At 70.1% G+C, this 16,113-nt stretch carries 13 protein-coding genes and 1 tRNA gene; 9 read left to right on the top strand and 5 right to left on the bottom strand.

Annotation, left to right across the window (positions count from 1 at the left end; all coding sequences use genetic code 11):
* Positions 1 to 29 precede the first annotated feature (29 nt).
* Entirely contained in the window at positions 30 to 1,631 is a 1,602-nt protein-coding gene (locus tag CIK71_RS14515) for a dolichyl-phosphate-mannose--protein mannosyltransferase (protein ID WP_245857610.1), read from the bottom strand.
* 134 nt (positions 1,632 to 1,765) lie between these two features.
* Between CIK71_RS14515 and rsmI the strand changes: the two genes are divergently transcribed.
* On the top strand, positions 1,766 to 2,608 hold the full coding sequence (rsmI, locus tag CIK71_RS14520) for a 16S rRNA (cytidine(1402)-2'-O)-methyltransferase (protein ID WP_096166386.1): 843 nt from the start codon (positions 1,766 to 1,768) through the stop codon (positions 2,606 to 2,608).
* A gap of 114 nt (positions 2,609 to 2,722) precedes the next feature.
* On the opposite strand, the gene rpmF is transcribed toward rsmI, so the two are convergent.
* Entirely contained in the window at positions 2,723 to 2,893 is a 171-nt protein-coding gene (gene rpmF / locus CIK71_RS14525; protein ID WP_096166387.1) for a 50S ribosomal protein L32, read from the bottom strand.
* Between the two features lie 332 nt (positions 2,894 to 3,225).
* On the opposite strand from rpmF, the gene CIK71_RS14530 reads away from it, so the two are divergent.
* From CIK71_RS14530 to CIK71_RS14550, 4 genes are all read left to right on the top strand, one after another.
* Positions 3,226 to 4,224: a TatD family hydrolase gene (locus CIK71_RS14530; protein ID WP_096166388.1), complete on the top strand. Its 999-nt coding sequence runs from the start codon at positions 3,226 to 3,228 to the stop codon at positions 4,222 to 4,224.
* Positions 4,221 to 5,141, top strand: coding sequence for a 16S rRNA (adenine(1518)-N(6)/adenine(1519)-N(6))-dimethyltransferase RsmA (gene rsmA, locus CIK71_RS14535; protein ID WP_096166389.1), 921 nt, complete (start codon positions 4,221 to 4,223; stop codon positions 5,139 to 5,141). The genes CIK71_RS14530 and rsmA overlap by 4 nt, the downstream gene beginning before the upstream one ends.
* Positions 5,141 to 6,079 (top strand): 4-(cytidine 5'-diphospho)-2-C-methyl-D-erythritol kinase, encoded by a 939-nt coding sequence (locus CIK71_RS14540; RefSeq protein WP_096166390.1) that lies wholly within the window; start codon positions 5,141 to 5,143, stop codon positions 6,077 to 6,079. Before rsmA ends, CIK71_RS14540 begins: the two co-directional genes overlap by 1 nt.
* Before the next feature lie 896 nt (positions 6,080 to 6,975).
* A complete protein-coding gene (locus CIK71_RS14550) occupies positions 6,976 to 8,676 on the top strand; it encodes an HNH endonuclease signature motif containing protein (RefSeq protein WP_245857622.1) in 1,701 nt (566 codons plus the stop codon).
* Positions 8,677 to 8,682: 6 nt separating this feature from the next.
* On the opposite strand, the gene CIK71_RS14555 is transcribed toward CIK71_RS14550, so the two are convergent.
* The 3 genes from CIK71_RS14555 to CIK71_RS14565 form a co-directional block, all read right to left on the bottom strand.
* Positions 8,683 to 10,569, bottom strand: coding sequence for an ABC-F family ATP-binding cassette domain-containing protein (locus tag CIK71_RS14555; protein WP_096166393.1), 1,887 nt, complete (start codon positions 10,567 to 10,569; stop codon positions 8,683 to 8,685).
* Between the two features lie 375 nt (positions 10,570 to 10,944).
* Positions 10,945 to 11,472, bottom strand: a complete 528-nt coding sequence (locus CIK71_RS14560; RefSeq protein ID WP_096166394.1) for a MarR family winged helix-turn-helix transcriptional regulator — start codon at positions 11,470 to 11,472, stop codon at positions 10,945 to 10,947.
* Between the two features lie 163 nt (positions 11,473 to 11,635).
* Positions 11,636 to 12,283 carry a TetR/AcrR family transcriptional regulator gene (locus tag CIK71_RS14565; RefSeq protein WP_096166395.1) on the bottom strand — a complete coding sequence of 216 codons (648 nt, stop codon included), beginning with the start codon at positions 12,281 to 12,283 and terminating at the stop codon, positions 11,636 to 11,638.
* Positions 12,284 to 12,455: 172 nt separating this feature from the next.
* Between CIK71_RS14565 and CIK71_RS14570 the strand changes: the two genes are divergently transcribed.
* The 4 genes from CIK71_RS14570 to CIK71_RS14585 all read left to right on the top strand — a co-directional run bounded on the left by CIK71_RS14570 (position 12,456) and on the right by CIK71_RS14585 (position 15,947).
* A tRNA-Gln gene (locus CIK71_RS14570) sits at positions 12,456 to 12,527 on the top strand.
* A gap of 20 nt (positions 12,528 to 12,547) precedes the next feature.
* Positions 12,548 to 14,089, top strand: coding sequence for a bifunctional UDP-N-acetylglucosamine diphosphorylase/glucosamine-1-phosphate N-acetyltransferase GlmU (gene glmU / locus CIK71_RS14575; protein WP_096166396.1), 1,542 nt, complete (start codon positions 12,548 to 12,550; stop codon positions 14,087 to 14,089).
* Complete coding sequence (locus tag CIK71_RS14580) at positions 14,086 to 15,066, top strand: ribose-phosphate diphosphokinase (RefSeq protein WP_096166397.1); 981 nt, start codon at positions 14,086 to 14,088, stop codon at positions 15,064 to 15,066. The genes glmU and CIK71_RS14580 overlap by 4 nt, the downstream gene beginning before the upstream one ends.
* 269 nt (positions 15,067 to 15,335) lie before the next feature.
* Entirely contained in the window at positions 15,336 to 15,947 is a 612-nt protein-coding gene (locus tag CIK71_RS14585) for a 50S ribosomal protein L25/general stress protein Ctc (RefSeq protein ID WP_096166398.1), read from the top strand.
* The last annotated feature ends 166 nt before the right edge of the window (positions 15,948 to 16,113 follow it).

Here is a 16,113-nt window from a genome sequence, read left to right on the forward strand (position 1 = left end):
GGACCACGCCGGGGGAGCGCACCAGGGGATCAGGTCCAGCCGGGCAGCCACATCCGGTAGCGCCACTGCTCCAGATCGATGACCTCGCCGGTCCACAGCGGCCAGAAGAAGGCCGAGACCAGCACGATGAGCACGAGCAGCGAGCCGGCGAAGAGCCCGCCCGCCAGACGGCGCTCCGAGTCGGCGCCGCGGGGTCCGATCACCAGCCCGAGCACGTAGGCGAGGCACAGGATCAGCCAGGGCTCGAACACGACGGCATAGAAGGTGAAGATCGTGCGGTCCATGTAGAGCAGCCACGGCAGGTAGCCGCCGATGATGCCGGCCAGCGCGGCCCAGGCCCGGCCGTCGAAGCGCAGGATCGCCAGGAGCAGGGTGACGATCACGGCGATGCTGCCCAGCCACCAGATCAGCGGGTTGCCCACGTCCAGGATGTGCGAGGCGCACTTGGCGACCTCGCAGCCGTTCTCCCCGTACTCGTAGGAGCGGTAGTAGAAGTTGGTGGGCCGCAGCATCAGCGGCCAGCCCAACGGGTTCGCCTGATAGGGGTGCTCGGAGTCCAGTCCGACATGGAAGTTGTACGCCTGGCGGTGGTACAGCCACAGCGAGACCAGCGAGTCGATGACCCCGTTGCCCGTGCCCGCTCCGTCGCGCTCGGCCAGGTGCCGGTTGTAGCCCACCGAAGAGGCGAACCACCCCGACCACGACAGCACGTAGACCACCACCGCGGTGCCCACGGTCGCGAAGAAAGCGGGGATCGCGTCCTTGACCAGGCCGCCCAGCAGCCAGCGGCGCTGGGCGATCGTGCGTCGTGCCCACCAGTCCCACAGCACCGTCATGATGCCGAACACCGCGATCATGTACAGCCCGGACCACTTCACCGAGCAGGCCATCCCGAGCAGCACCCCGGCGGCGAGACGCCAGGGGCGCAGGCCCCCGGAGATCCCGAGGGTCGGCGCGAGCGCGGCGCTCGCGTGCAGGCGGGCGGTCTCCCGGGCGAGCCGTTCGCGGAATCGGTCGCGATCGATGAGCAGTGCTCCGAACGCGGCCAGCGCGAAGAACATCAGGAACGGGTCCAGCAGGCTCGTGCGGGAGTGGACGATGTGCATGCCGTCGATCGCGAGCAGCAGCCCGGCGATCAGGCCGACGGTCGTCGAGCGGAACAGCCTGCGGCCGATGAAGGTCAGCATGAGCACTGCGGCCGAGCCCATCAGCGCGCTCGAGATCCGCCAGCCGGCGGGGGAGTCGGGCCCCATCAGCGACATGCCGAGGCCGATCAGCCACTTGCCCAGCGGCGGATGGACCACGTACGAGCCGGTGTCCTCGTAGGTGTCCACGTCGCCGGACTCGAACACGGCGTCGTGCTCGTCGGGCCAGGACATCTCGACGCCCTCCTGGGTGAGCGCGTAGCCGTCCTTGACGTAGTACGTCTCGTCGAAGATCAGCTCGTCCACGGCGCCCAGGCCCCACAGCCGCAGCACGAGCGCGAGCCCGAACAGGGCCATCGCACCGGCCCAGGCCACGCGCGAGACGGGGAGATCGAACGTCTTCAGCCGGCGACGGTAGGAGGCGAGCAGCTCATCGGGCTCTCCCTCGACGTCTGCGCGATGGGTCGCGACCTCCTCCGTGTGCACCCGCACATGCTAGGACATCCGCCTCCTCCGCCCCGAACCCCGGACTGCGCGCGGCGCACCGACGACCGACGAGCGGGATGACCGGCGATGACTGGCGATGACTCACGACGACTGACGACGACTAGCATGGCCGGATGCTCGAACCCGGAGTCCTCACCCTCGCCGCGACCCCCATCGGCAACCCGCTGGACGCCTCCGTGCGCCTCATGCGCGCGCTCGAGCAGGCCGACCTGATCGCCGCCGAGGACACGCGACGGCTGGCACGGCTCGTCGGCGCCCTCGAGGTGGAGACCACCGGAAGGATCCTTTCGTACCACGAGCACAACGAGGCCGAGCGCACGAGCGTCCTGCTCGACGCCCTCGCGGCCGGGGACCGGGTCCTGATCGTCACCGATGCCGGCATGCCTGTGGTCTCCGATCCCGGTTTCCGCGCCGTGCGCGCCGCGGCCGACGCCGGCGTCCGGGTCACCGTCATCCCTGGCCCCTCCGCGGTGCTCACGGCGCTCGCGGCGTCGGGGATCGCCCCTGACCGCTTCACCTTCGAGGGCTTCCCACCGCGCCGCGAGGGTCGACGCACCAGCGCGCTCGAGCCCCTCGCCGCCGAGCAGCGCACGATGGTGTTCTTCGAGTCGCCTCGCCGCACGGCCGCCACCCTCGCCTCGATGGCCGAGGCGTTCGGGCCGCAGCGGCCGGCTGCGCTCGCGCGCGAGCTGACCAAGACCTATGAGGAGATCGTGCGGGGCACCCTCGGGGAGCTCGCCGAGAGGGCCCGGGAGACCGAGGTGCTCGGCGAGGTCGTGATCGTGGTCTCCGGTGCGGAACCGGTGGCTGCGAGCGCCGAGGACCTGGTCGAGCAGGTCCTGGCCCGCGTCGCGGCGGGGGAGCGCCTCAAGGACGTCACCAAGGACGTGGCCAAGGCGCACGACGGCATCAGTGCGAGCGAGCTCTACGATCTGGCGCTGAGCCGGAAGCGCTGAGTGACTGGCTCGGCAGCGCTGACCTTGGCGGCCTTCGGGCAGCACGAAGCCCCCGGCACCGAGTGCCAGGGGCTTCGTCGACGATCAGCAGCGGGTCGGAGGACCCGAGGAGGATCAGTCCTCGATCTCGAGGAGACCGCGCTGGTAGGCCTTGGCCAGGCGACGCGGGACGGACGCGGTACGGCCACGGACCGTCACCTGCACGAGGTCGGCGTTGTTCGCCTTCCACTGCGAGCGACGGGAGTGCGTACGAGCGCGGGACATCTTGAACTTGGGCACTGCCATGAGGACGCTCCTTGACGGTCCGGAGATGAACTGGCGTTGGCGTCCGTCCCGAGCAGCGACCCGAACCCGGTCCTGCTGAAATCGGGGCGCTCGGGTGCACGATGGGACGCACAACGACGACCCATCTTGTCACACAGGCGCAGTTCGCGTCCTCCTGGAGGCTCGTGACGTATCCCACCGCACATCGAGGTGGAGTGGCCAGAGCGTCGGCAGGCCGTCAGAACCCGTCGGCCGTGAAGGGGATCCTGATCCGTCGTCGGGCCCGCCCCGCGCAGGCGCCCGGTGGACGGCCGGTGGACGGCCGGCCCGCCTGATCCTTCTACCATGGTCGCATGCCGTCATCGCCTGAGACCGAGTCCCGCCCTGGCGCCGGATCCGCTCCGACCCCGGCCGCGCCGCCCCCGGTGCGCAGCCGCGAGGACATCGACCCGCGAGGCAGGTCTCGAGACCGCTCGTGGCCGCCGCAACCCGAGCCGCTGCCGTTCCCGGTGATCGACAACCACTGCCATCTCGACTTCGCCGACGGCGACCAGGCGCTCGACGTGCACGACCACGTCGCGCGCGCCGCGGCGGTGGGTGTCGATGCGCAGATCACGATCGGCTCGGACGTGGAGGCCGTGCGCTGGACCGCCGAGCTGCTCGCCTCGGAGTCCTGCCCGCCGTCGCTTCGCGGCGGCGTCGCCGTCCACCCGAATGAGGCGGCCCTGCATGCGCGCGGCGCCGATCATGACGGCAACCTGCTGATCGGGCTCGACGAAGCGATCGCCGAGGTCTCCACCCTCCTGCGCGGCCCCGGCATGGTCGTGGTGGGCGAGACCGGACTGGACTGGTTCCGCACGTCGAGGGACGACGAGACGGCGCGCACGGCCCAGATCGACGCGTTCCGCGCGCACATCGCCCTGGCCAAGGAGCTGGGTCTGCCGATGCAGATCCATGACCGCGATGCCCATCGCGACGTGCTCGACGTGCTCGAGGCCGACGGGGCGCCGGAGCGCACTGTCTTCCACTGCTTCTCGGGCGACGCGGAGTTCGCTCGTGCCTGCGCTGATCGCGGCTACTACCTCTCCTTCGCCGGCAACGTGACCTTCAAGAACGCCGGATACCTCCGCGAGGCCCTGGCCGAGGTGGGCCTCGGTCAGGTCATGGTCGAGACCGACGCGCCGTTCCTGACCCCGGTCCCGCACCGCGGGCGCCCGAACTCGTCGTACCTGATCCCGCTGACCATGGCGACGATCGCCGACGTCACCGGCACCGAGCTCGAGCAGGCATGCCGCACGATCCGCGCCACCACCCAGCAGGTCTACGGGTGGCCGGAAGCGGTGGCGGCATGAGCGGGCAGGTGCCCGGGCCCGCGAGCGGGGCCGGATCCGAGACCGGGTCCGAGAGCGGGCTGCTGCTGACCGGACGCGATATCCGCGAACTGGCCGCGGCGGCGGGCATCCGGCCCTCGAAGCAGCGCGGGCAGAACTTCGTCATGGATCCCAACACGGTCCGCACGATCGTCGGCCGCGCGGGGATCACCCCGGGCCAGGCCGTGCTCGAGGTCGGGCCCGGTCTCGGCTCCCTGACCCTCGGACTGCTCGAGGCCGGAGCCGATGTGGCCGCGATCGAGCTGGACCGGGGACTCGCCGAGCTGCTTCCGATGACGCTGCGCGCACGCGGCGTGGACGACTCCCGCCATCGTCTCGTCCATGCGGACGCGCTGCAGGTCCGGGAGCTGCCCTCGCCGCCGAGCGGGGAGGCGCCGACCGCCCTGGTCGCGAACCTCCCGTACAACGTCGCCACCCCGATCCTGCTGACCGTCCTCGAGCGCTTCGACTCCGTCCGCACCGCCTTGGTGATGGTGCAGTCCGAGGTCGTGGACCGGCTCACCGCCGGACCGGGCAGCCGCATCTACGGAGGACCCAGCGTCAAGACCGCCTGGTACGGCCGGGCCGTGCACGCCGGCCGCATCTCCCGACAGATCTTCTGGCCGGTGCCCAATGTCGACTCCGCTCTGGTCGAGCTGATCCGCCATGACGAGCCCCTGGGCACGCCCGCTGAACGGGACCAGGTGTTCGCGGTGGTCGACGCCGCCTTCGCCCAGCGCCGCAAGACGCTGCGTGCCGCTCTGGCCGCCTGGGCCGGGAGCGCGGACCGCTCCGAGCGGATCCTGCGCGCCGCCGGTGTCGACCCGACCGCGCGAGGCGAGACCCTGGAGATCGAGCAGTTCCGGGCGATCGCCCGGGCGAGCGGAGAGATCACCTGATGGTGGAGGGCCTCGGCCGCGTCGTGGTGCGCGCCCCCGGCAAGATCAACCTGTCCCTGGTGGTCGGAGCCGTGGACGAACGCGGGTACCACCGCCTCGCCACCGTCTTCCAGGCCGTGGACGTCTACGAGACGGTGACCGCGACCCGGCTCGAGGGCGCAAGCTCGGCGCTGACCCTCCAGGTCGACTCCGACGTGCCCGGCGAGATCCCGCTGGACGGCACGAATCTCGCTCTGCGTGCGGCGGAGATGCTCCGCACCGAGTACGGCGTGACCGAGGGTGCCGCTCTCCATGTCCACAAGCAGGTGCCGGTGGCCGGCGGCATGGGCGGGGGATCGGCGGACGCCGCGGCAGTCCTGGTCGCCCTGGACAGGTTATGGGGGCTCGACCTGGCGCCGGGCGAGCTGCGCACCCTCGGTGCCCGCCTCGGTGCCGACGTCCCCTTCTCGATGCTTGGGCACACCGCCCTCGGCCGCGGGACCGGAGCCGACCTCACCACAGTGCTCACGCATGGCGAGTGGACCTGGCTGCTGGCGTTCCCCGGCGGCTACCTGTCCACCCCTGAGGTCTATCGCCGGCACGACGAGATCGCACGTGCGGTGGGCCGCGCCCTGCCGGAGCAACCCGAGATCGAGGAGCTGCAGTTCCAGGCACTGAGCTCCGGCGGTGCGGCGATGCTGGGGGAGACGCTCCACAATGACCTGCAGGCCGCCGCGTTCGCGCTGGACCCCCGCCTCGAGCCCGTCGTTGAGCTCGCAGAGAGGTCGGGGGCCTTCGGAGCCATGGTCTCCGGGTCCGGGCCGACCGTCGCCGCCCTCGTCGAGGATGACCAGCACGCTCATGAGATCGGTGCGCGGATGCGCCAGGAGCAGCTCGTGGAGTCCTACCTCGTGGCCCGCGGATCCGCCCCCGGCGCAAGCATTCTCGAAGAGTCTTGAGCTCTGAGTCCTGGTGTCATCAGGCTTCCGCTCCTGGGGCCGCAGGTCGAGAACGCCGGTTCGGAAGATCGGATGCGCCTCGTTGCGGGACGATCCACAATTCTCGGTGGGTAGTTGACTGGATACGGGGACCGAGGTATTCCGACGTATTTCATGTCGATGGCGTCGGGCGTGCGGTGAGGTAGTGCGGCTATGCGGACGGCGCGGGTAGGTAGTGCTGGCCGTGCACGGCAGCCGACGTGGGCAGCGGCGCTGCATGTACCTTGTGTGCGTTTGTGTGTAGACCGACAGAGGCGCGCCATGAGGGGTCTGCCCGCGCCTGCGCGGCATCCTTGCCCGGAACCTTCCTGTGCCCGCCTCACCTGCAGCACCGGCAGTATCTGGTGCGCCTGGCGCGCCTGCCTGGACTGCCTTTGTGCTGCATCGACTGCCCAGGTGCTGTGTTTTCGATGCAGCAGCGACTGCTCCTGCGGTGCTATCAAGGTGGTGTCTTCGAGGGTGCGCTCCGCCGTGCCGTGACCCTCCTGTGTGGGCCGCAACGCGGATCGGCAGATCTCTGGCCTTTCCTCCACAGAGCCTTTTTATCCACATTGGTGTCCACGTTTCCGGTCGTACGTGCGGAGATTCCGGAATAACCCTACGGTAACTCGAATGTGCGTGCGATAATGGTGGGTATGGATCAGGGTGCGGCTGGTGAGATACGGGGAGACGAGGGAGCCGACGGAGGTTCCTTCGAGGGCGCGGGTGCGTCGTCGTCCTCCTCCTCCTCCTCGTCCTCTCTTCCTGGGTCCTCGCCCTCGCCCTCGCCCTCGCCCTCGCCCTCGCCCTCGCCGGACTCGGCGCTGGTGTCCGCCAAGGGCAGTGGCGAGGCGGCCGCCCGGCGAGGCATCGCGATCGTGGCGGGGGAGGGCGAGCTCCGGCTCGACGATGTCGACCTGTCGGCGGCGAGGTCAGTTCTCGCCAGTCTCGGCGCTGACGGGGCGGAATCCCTGGCGCATCTCTCGACCTCGGACACGATCGAACTCCTCGCCGGCCTGAACGGGATCTCCGCAGCGATAGCCGCGGTGCAGGCGCGAGCGCTGCTCCGACTCGAGACTGCCACGAAGGAGGATTGCCTCGCTCGTGGCGCGAAGCCACGAGTCGCTCTGAGAACGGCGCGCGCCGAGGCCGCTTTCGCTCTGCATGCCGCGCCGGCAGCAGCAGGTCAGAGCATGTCGAGCTCGCGACGTCTCGTGCAGTCGATGCCCGGGATGCTCTCTGCGCTCGCTGGCGGCAAGGTGTCCCCGGCGGCCGCGCACCGCGTCGGCCGCGTCGTCGGCCCGGCCTCCCCGCGCCTGCGCACCCAGGTCGACGACGTGCTCACCGAGCACCTGCCGTACCTCGAGGGCTGCGGCGTGCAGGAATGGGGGAGTGAGGCGGAGAAGATCATGCAGACTCTCGACCCGGACGGTGCAGCCGCCCGTCATGTGCGCGCCACGCAGAGCCGGGGCGTTACCGTGCGCAGGTCGGAGAACGGGATGAGCCGCGTGACCGCGACGCTCACAGCGCTCGACGGGGCCAGGATCCGTAAGGGGCTCTCGCTCGCCGCCGAGAAGGCTCGTGCGCACGGGGATCGTCGCGGGCACAGCCAGATCATGGCCGATCTGTTCGCGGACACCCTGATCGGGCGCGGCACCGGCGATGCGCCCACCACCATGGAGATCGGAGTGATCATCACGGATCGCTCGCTCTTCGCTCCGGCGCACGCGGACCCTGCCGTCATCGAGGGCCTCGGGCCCGTCCCCTATGAGCACATCCGCGAGGAGATGCGGTGCGCGATGGGCACCGGTGATGACGATCCCGACCTCCGGCTCGCCCTGCGGAATCTGTACATCGATCCCGAGGACGGTCAGCTCGTCGCAGTCGAATCCCGCTCCCGAGCGTTTCCTCCAGCGCTGTCGAGATTCCTCCGATGGAGCCACCTCACCTGTCGAGCGCCCTACTGCGATGCCCCGATCCGTCAGAACGACCACATCACGCCGTATGCAGAGGGTGGCTCCACCTCGGTGGACAACGGGAACGGCCTTTGCGCCCTGGACAATCAGAAGGAAGAGGCCGGTGTCCGGGCTCGAGTCGTGCGCGACGCCGACGGGACACGACGCTCCGTGGAGTGGACGACACGTTATGGCCAGAAGGCCCGGAGGAGAGGCACCAACTTCGACCCCGTCGGCACTGCCTGGCGGACCCTCCGCGGCCGGAACCCTCACGCTGATCAGGGCACCAGTGCGTCGCCATCCCGAAATGACGACGCGGAGCAGCGCGACGTGGAGCAGCATCCCGTCGCGGAGGTCCCGACGCACGACGGAGACTTCCTGGAGGGGTGGACAGCGCGGACCCTCGATGACGTCGCCCGGAAGTGGGAGCGCGAGGCACCGGAGCCCTCATCGCATGCCAGCACCCATCGCGGACTGCATCGAATCGCGCTGGCCGGTTTCACCGCTCACCACCGCCGTGACTCGCTGAATCGACAGCGGCTCACGCTCCAAGCTCGCTGTGACTACGTGTTCGACGCCGCCGCTGCGCTCGAAGCGGGCCGATGGCGGTCGGTCGACGGCTGAGGCCGCTCAGCCGATGATCTCGGAGAGCTCCAGCCACCGCTCCTCGAGCGTCTCGATCTCCGATTCGATGTCACGCAGCTCATCGGTGATCGACTGCAGCCCCTGGTAGTCCGACTGGTCGTGAGTCGCGAGCTTCTCGTGCAGCTTCTTGGTCTGCCCGGTGAGCTTCTCCATGCGACGCTCGGCCGCGCTCAACTCCTTGCGAGCGGCATGGGCCTGCGCACCGGAGATTCCGGCCGACGCTCCCGACGCCGCCGATCCGTCGGACCCCTCAGAGCCGGCAGCTCCGGCAGCTCCGGCAGCTCCGCCGGAGGACTCCTGACTCGATGAGGAGCCCTTGGCCGGCGCGAAGCCGGACGCCCGGCTGGCCTGACCGGCTGTCGTCGCCTCGGACTCGGACCGCAGCTTCAGGTACTGCTCCACGCCACCGGGCACGTGCCGAACGGTCCCGTCGAGCACCGCGTACTGGATATCCGTGATGCGCTCGAGCAGGTACCGGTCGTGGGATACCACGATCAGCGGGCCGGGCCAGGTGTCCAGCAGATCCTCCATGGCCGCGAGCATGTCGGTGTCCATGTCGTTCGTCGGCTCGTCCAGGACCAGCACGTTCGGCTCCTCGAGGAGCGTGAGCAGCAGGTCCAGCCGCCGCTGCTGACCACCGGAGAGTGCCTTGACGAGGACCTTCTGGTGTGTAGCGGTGAAGCCGAGGCGCTCCAGCAGCTGCCCGGGGGAGACTTCGTCCTTCCCTGCCTTGAACGTGGTGCGGTACCTGCCCACCACATCGCTGACCCGGGAGTCCAGATGGTCCTGCAGGCCCTCGAGCCGCTGCGTGACCTGACGGACCGTGACCGTCTTGCCCCGCTTGACGCGACCGGCCTGCGGTTCGAGGTCGCCGGTGATCAGGGCGAGCAGTGTCGACTTGCCGGCGCCGTTGGGGCCGAGGACGCCGATCCGGTCTGCGGGGCCGATGTGGAGCGTCACGTCGTTCAGCACGCGGACGTCGCCGTAGCCCGCGTCCACGTCCAGCACGTCGAGCACGTCCCTGCCCAGTCGCGAGGTCGCGAGCTGCGTCAGCTCCACCGTGTCGCGCACGGGCGGTTCGCCGGAGATCAGCTCATTGGCCGCGTCGATCCGGAACTTGGGCTTCGACGTGCGGGCGGGAGCGCCCCGGCGCAGCCAGGCGAGCTCCTTGCGCATGAGGTTCTGTCGCTTGGACTCGATCGTCGCGGCCTGGCGGTCGCGCTCCACGCGCTGCAGCACATAGGCGGCGTAGCCGCCCTCGAACGGCTCGACCATCCCGTCATGCACCTCCCACATGCGAGTGCACACGGCATCGAGGAACCAGCGGTCGTGGGTGACGACCACGAGGCCGCCGTCCCGTCCGCTCCAGCGGCGACGCAGGTGCTCGGCCAGCCAGGCGATGCCCTCGACGTCGAGATGGTTGGTGGGTTCGTCCAGCAGCAGCACGTCCCAGTCACCCACCAGGAGCTCGGCGAGGTGCACGCGGCGCAGCTGCCCGCCGGAGAGATCGGCGAGGTTCGACTCGAGGTCGACCTCGTCCAGGAGGCCGGCCAGAACGTCTCGGATGCGGGGATCGGAGGCCCACTCGTACTCGGGGCGGTCGCCGACCACGCGCTCGCGCACGGTCGTGTTCGCCGTGGCGTCGTCCTGCTGGTCCAGCACGCCGACGCGCACGTCACCGCGCACCGTGACGCGCCCGGAATCGGGACCCTGCCTCCGGGAGAGCATCCGCAGCAGCGTCGACTTGCCGTCGCCGTTGCGTCCGACGACGCCGATGCGGTCCCCCTCGTCGATCCCGATCGTGACGTCGTCGAGCAGCACGCGATCAGGGAGGGAGACGTGGAGGGACTGGGTGCCGAGCATATGAGCCATGGGGTGGTGCGTCCTTCACAGATGGAGCGGAGCCGACGTGGTGGAGAGCCGGTGGGCTGGCGGTCCGGAGAGGCGGCGGGCCTGGGAGCCGACGAGCCGGAAAGCTGGCGGGCCGGAAAGCTGGTGGGCCGGAGAGCCGGCGGGCCGAGCGGCTGGCGCCGCGGGAGCACGGTCCCGAGAGCAGCGCGAGAAGCCCGACCTGCCCGACCAGCTCGACCTGCCTGACCAGCTCGACCAGCTAGAGCACGGGCGGCGGGAGATCAGGAGGGATAGAGCGCGGGCGGCGACAGGCCGACGGCCTCGAGGTCGCACGCGTGGCGCCCACGGATACTGCACGGTCCGGCGCGAGAGCGGACGCCGAAGCGATCAGCGGGCTCACGACTCGTCCGCCTCGAAGGTCAGCAGCAGCGAGCGCAGCGTGCTGGCGAGGGCGGACTGGCCCTGCGCGCTGAGCGGCTGCAGCAGCCGGCGCTCCGCGGAGAGCAGGCTCTCCATCGCCGTGTCGACCCGGGAGACCCCGTCGGGCTGCAGGCGCACCTCGACGGCGCGGCCGTCGCGCGGGCTGCGGTTCTTGCTGACCAGGCCCCGGGCGACGAGCTTGTCGATGCGCGTGGTCATGGTGCCGCTGGTCACGAGGGTCTGATGCATGAGCGCACCGGGGGAGAGGGCGTCGTCGCCGCTGCGCCGAAGGGCGGAGAGCATGTCGAACTCCCAGCCTTCGAGACCGGCGGCGGCGAAGGACTCGCGGCGTGCGGTCTCGAGGTAGCGGGCCAGTCGCGAGATGCGGGAGAACACGGCAAGCGGTTCGATGTCGAGGTCCGAGCGCGCCCGTTCCCAGCCCTGGATGATCCGGTCGACCTCGTCGAGGCACGGCGCGGCGGCGTCATCAGCAGTCGTGGGCATGGGCCGAGTCTAGGGTCGGGACGATCGGACAGACAGGATGCCCCGGCCCCGCGTGGTGCGTGCCACGGTCTGGAGCGGCGGAGAGCGGTGGAGAGCGGAGGAGACCTGCGGGCCCCGGGCCTCGGCACCGGAAGAGCGCATCGGATCAGACGCCCGCACCGGATCAGCCGCGGGCGTCCTGGCGGAGCGTCGGCTCCTTCTGGAGAGCGACCAGTCCGTACCAGGAGAGGTTCACCATCCGCGCGGCGACGACCTCCTTGGTCGGCGTGCGGGTCTCGACCCACCACTGACCGGTGTACGCCACCATGCCGACGAGCATCTGCGCGTACAGCGTGGCGTCCCGCGTGGGGTAGCTGTGCATCTTCAGCTGCGCGGCGAGGATGTCCTCGACCCGTTGGGCGACGTCGGTCAGCAGCGAGGAGAACGTGCCGCCGGCCTGGCTCACGGGGGAGTCGCGCACGAGGATCCGGAAGCCGGCCTCGTTCTCGTCGATGTAGGACAGGAAGGCCAGCGCGGCCCGCTCCATGAGCAGACGGGGATGGGCGCGCTGATCGCTGAGGGAGCGCTCGAGATCCGCCAGGAGAGTGCTCACCTCACGGTCCACGACCACCGCGTACAGGCCCTCCTTGCCCCCGAAGTGCTCGTAGACGATCGGCTTGGAGACCGTCGCGCGGGCGGCGATCTCCTCGACGCTGGACATGTCGAAGCCCTTCTCGGCGAAGACCTGTCGGCCCACCGCCACGAGCTGCTCGCGCCGCTCGCGCCCTGTCATCCGGGTCGACCGACCTCGGGAAGCACCCTTCTCCGCCATGGCGAGAGTGTCGCACAGGCGTGGCCAGGAGCACCCCGGGGCGTCGCTGGCAGCGGCCCGGGCAGGACGTTCCGGAGGATAGGATCGGTCCCGCGCTCACGGCGCCGGTCCCTCACGTCCGCATGCTCCGCGGCGGGCGCTGCGCCGAGGGCCCCGGCTCCCTGCAGCACGGTCCGCCATGGTGTAATCGGCAACACCTCAGATTTTGGTTCTGAAGTTTCAGGTTCGAGTCCTGATGGCGGAACGACCATCGTCCTGGCGACGATGCCGCCGCACACCACCCGTCGATTCCGAGGAGCTGCCGACGTGGATTCCCCCGCACCCGTCGCTGTCATCGTTCTGGCCGCCGGTGCCGGGACTCGCATGAAGTCCCGCACACCGAAGGTCCTGCATGAGATCGGGGGCAGGTCGCTCCTCGTCCACGCGGTCACCGCCGCGGAGGGAACCAGTCCCTCCGAGCTCGTGGTCGTCCTGCGCCATGAGCGCGACCTGGTCGCCGAGCATCTGGCCGAGCACGCCTCCGAGGTCTCCGTCGCCGACCAGGACGCGGTCCCCGGCACCGGCCGCGCCGTGCAGTGCGGCCTCGAGCAGGTCTCCGCCTCCGAGGGAACGGTCCTGGTGACCTACGGCGATGTGCCGCTGCTGGACCCTGCCACCCTGCGCGAGCTGGTCGGGGCGCATGAGAGCGCCGGGGCGGCCGCGACCGTGCTCACCGCGCGCGTGGCCGACCCCACGGGCTACGGCCGCATCCTGCGCAGCCCGGACGGCTCCGAGGTGCTCGGCATCGTCGAGCACAAGGACGCCACCGAGGCGCAGCGCGGGATCGACGAGATCAACTCCGGCATCTACGCCTTCGACCTCGCCGTGCTGCGCGATGCGCTGGCCCGCATCGGGACCGACAACGCCCAGGGCGAGATGTACCTCACCGACGTGCTCTCCATCGCGCGCACCGACGGCCGCTCCGTGCACGCCCTCGTCACCGACGACGTGATGATGGTCGAGGGCGTCAACGACCGTGTCCAGCTCGCCCAGCTCGGCGCCGAGATGAACCGTCGCACCCTCGAGCGCCACATGCGCGCCGGGGTCACGATCGTCGATCCCTCGACCACCTGGATCGATGCGGAGGTGTCGATCGGTCAGGACGCGACCATCCTCCCGGGCGTGCAGCTCCTCGGTGCGACCGACATCGGCGAGCAGGCCCTCGTCGGCCCTGACTCCACGCTGCGCGACACCGAGGTCGCCGAGGGCGCCGAGGTGGTGCGCTCGCACACGGTCCTCGCCGTGATCGGCGCGCATGCCTCCGTCGGCCCCTTCTCCTACCTGCGGCCCGGCACGGACCTCGGCGCGAAGGGCAAGATCGGCGGTTTCGTCGAGACCAAGAACGCCACGATCGGCGAGGACGCCAAGGTCCCTCACCTCAGCTACGTGGGCGATGCCGAGATCGGCGAGGGCACGAACATCGGCGCGGCCACGATCTTCGCCAACTACGACGGCGTCGAGAAGCACCGCACCACGGTCGGCAGGCATGTGCGCGTCGGCTCGGACAACGTGCTCGTCGCCCCCGTCACCATCGGCGACGGCGCGGCGACCGGTGCCGGGACCACGGTGCGCAAGGACGTGCCCGCGGGCGCGCTGGCCGTCAGCGCGGTCTCGCAGCGGAACATGGAAGGATGGACCCTGCGACGCCGTGCGGGGACCGCGGCCGAGGCGGCAGCACGTGCCGCACTCGGCTCATCAGACAGGTCCGCTGCCGATGCGCCTGCCACACCAGTCGCCGATGAGCACAAGGAGCACGAGCAGCGATGAGCGGAATCGTCACCACGGGGGAGAAGCGCCTGGTTCTCGCCTCCGGCAGGGCCCACCCGGTCCTCGCCCAGGAGGTCGCCGACGAGCTCGGCGTCGAGATCCTCCCGATGGACGCATGGGACTTCGCCAACGGGGAGATCTACGTGCGCTACGGCGAGTCCGTGCGCGGCACCGATGTCTTCGTCCTGCAGTCCCACCCCGCGCCGATCAACACGTGGGTCATGGAGCACCTGATCATGATCGATGCGCTCAAACGCGCATCGGCCAAGCGGATCACCGCCGTGGCCCCGAGCTTCCCCTATGCCCGCCAGGACAAGAAGCATCGCGGCCGCGAGCCGATCTCCGCCCGTCTGATGGCGGATCTCTACGAGACCTCCGGCGTGGACCGCATGATCTCCGTCGACCTCCATGCTCCGCAGGTGCAGGGCTACTTCAACCGCCCGCTCGACCACCTGATGGCGCTGCCGATCCTCGCGGAGTACATCCAGGACAAGTACGGCGATGAGGACATCGCCGTGGTCTCGCCCGACGCCGGCCGCATCCGCGTCGCTGAGCAGTGGGCGAAGAAGCTCGGCGGCGTGAACCTCGCGTTCATCCACAAGTCGCGTGATCCCGAGCGCCCGAACCAGGCCGTCGCCAAGCGCGTGATCGGCGAGGTCACCGGGAAGACCTGCATCCTCGTCGACGACATGATCGACACCGCCGGCACCATCGTGCAGGCGTCGGACGCCCTGATCGCCAACGGTGCGGCCAGCGTCGTGATCGCCACCACGCATCCGATCCTGTCCGATCCCGCGACCGAGCGCCTGAAGGCCAGCTCGGTGCGCGAGGTCGTGTGCACGAACACGCTGCCGGTGCCGCCGGAGAAGCAGTTCGACCGCCTCACGCAGCTGTCGATCGCGCCGCTGCTGGCCCGCGCCATCCGCGCCGTCTTCGACGACGGGTCCGTCACCAGCCTGTTCGACGGTGAGGTCTGAGAGCTCCGAGGAGCCTCCAGCGCGCTCGTGCCTTCTGAAGGGCCCGCCTCCTCCGGGAGGCGGGCCCTTCGCGTTCCCGCCGCAGCGGCGACGGGCGTCACGTCCGTGCGGCCACGGTGCCTGCTGCGTGCTAATCTCACCGGGTCACTTCGGCGAGGGAGCGGGCACTGGCCCCTCCGTGATCGACGCGGTGCGGTGAACGGGAGGACTCCTCCTGTGCCCCGTGGCGTCGCTCATCGTCGAGCAACCGCATCACGAGGAGCACCACCATGGCTGAGAAGCTGAACGTCGAACAGCGCGAGGACTTCGGCAAGGGCGCTGCGCGCCGCCTGCGCGTCGAGGGCCGTGTCCCGGCCGTCCTGTACGGCCACGGCGAGGCCCCGATCCACCTCTCCCTCCCGGGCCACGAGACCGCGCTGATCGCGCGCAACCCCAACGCCCTGCTCGAGCTCGCGCTGCCCGAGGGCAAGAAGCAGCTGGCGCTGATCAAGGAGATCCAGCGTCACCCGCTCAAGCGCAACCTGAACCACCTCGACCTGATCACCGTCCGCAAGGGCGAGAAGGTCGAGGTCGAGATCCCCGTCGTCCTGCACGGCGAGCCCGTCGCCCCGGCCGACGCCTACGTCGACCTGCAGCACCTGACCCTCCTGGTCGACGCCCTGAACGTTCCCGAGCAGGTCGATGTCGACGTCGACGGCTCCGAGGACGGCTTCCAGGTCTTCGCCGGCGATGTCACGCTGCCCGAGGGCACCGAGCTCGTCACCGACGTGGAGATCCTCGTCGCCAGCGTCGCCCTGCCCCGCGTGGAGGAGGAGACCGACGAGACCGAGGAGGCCGAGGAGGGCGCCGAGCCCACCGAGGAGTCCGCCGAGGAGGAGTGACCCGCACGAGCGGAGACCTACGTCGCCCCGCGACGTGGACCGCCCGCTCGATTGCTCACACCTTCAGCACCGGGGCGTCGCGCACTGCGCGGCGCCCCGGTACTGTGTTCGAGGCCCTGTCGGGCGCGCGAGGTGCTGCGCCGCGGGCCATCAGGCCGTACCGGGC

It is taken from the genome of Brachybacterium alimentarium (genome assembly GCF_002332425.1).
Classification (GTDB): Bacteria; Actinomycetota; Actinomycetes; order Actinomycetales; family Dermabacteraceae; genus Brachybacterium; species Brachybacterium alimentarium.

What these genes read in the sequence shown, in the direction of transcription:
- rsmI (WP_096166386.1), top strand. Translation starts at nt 1,766, where the DNA reads ATGCTCGAACCCGGAGTCCTCACCCTCGCCGCGACCCCCATCGGCAAC.
- rpmF (WP_096166387.1), bottom strand. Translation starts at nt 2,893, where the DNA reads ATGGCAGTGCCCAAGTTCAAGATGTCCCGCGCTCGTACGCACTCCCGT.
- CIK71_RS14530 (WP_096166388.1), top strand. Translation starts at nt 3,226, where the DNA reads ATGCCGTCATCGCCTGAGACCGAGTCCCGCCCTGGCGCCGGATCCGCT.
- rsmA (WP_096166389.1), top strand. Translation starts at nt 4,221, where the DNA reads ATGAGCGGGCAGGTGCCCGGGCCCGCGAGCGGGGCCGGATCCGAGACC.
- CIK71_RS14540 (WP_096166390.1), top strand. Translation starts at nt 5,141, where the DNA reads ATGGTGGAGGGCCTCGGCCGCGTCGTGGTGCGCGCCCCCGGCAAGATC.
- CIK71_RS14555 (WP_096166393.1), bottom strand. Translation starts at nt 10,569, where the DNA reads ATGGCTCATATGCTCGGCACCCAGTCCCTCCACGTCTCCCTCCCTGAT.
- CIK71_RS14560 (WP_096166394.1), bottom strand. Translation starts at nt 11,472, where the DNA reads ATGCCCACGACTGCTGATGACGCCGCCGCGCCGTGCCTCGACGAGGTC.
- CIK71_RS14565 (WP_096166395.1), bottom strand. Translation starts at nt 12,283, where the DNA reads ATGGCGGAGAAGGGTGCTTCCCGAGGTCGGTCGACCCGGATGACAGGG.
- glmU (WP_096166396.1), top strand. Translation starts at nt 12,548, where the DNA reads ATGCCGCCGCACACCACCCGTCGATTCCGAGGAGCTGCCGACGTGGAT.
- CIK71_RS14580 (WP_096166397.1), top strand. Translation starts at nt 14,086, where the DNA reads ATGAGCGGAATCGTCACCACGGGGGAGAAGCGCCTGGTTCTCGCCTCC.
- CIK71_RS14585 (WP_096166398.1), top strand. Translation starts at nt 15,336, where the DNA reads ATGGCTGAGAAGCTGAACGTCGAACAGCGCGAGGACTTCGGCAAGGGC.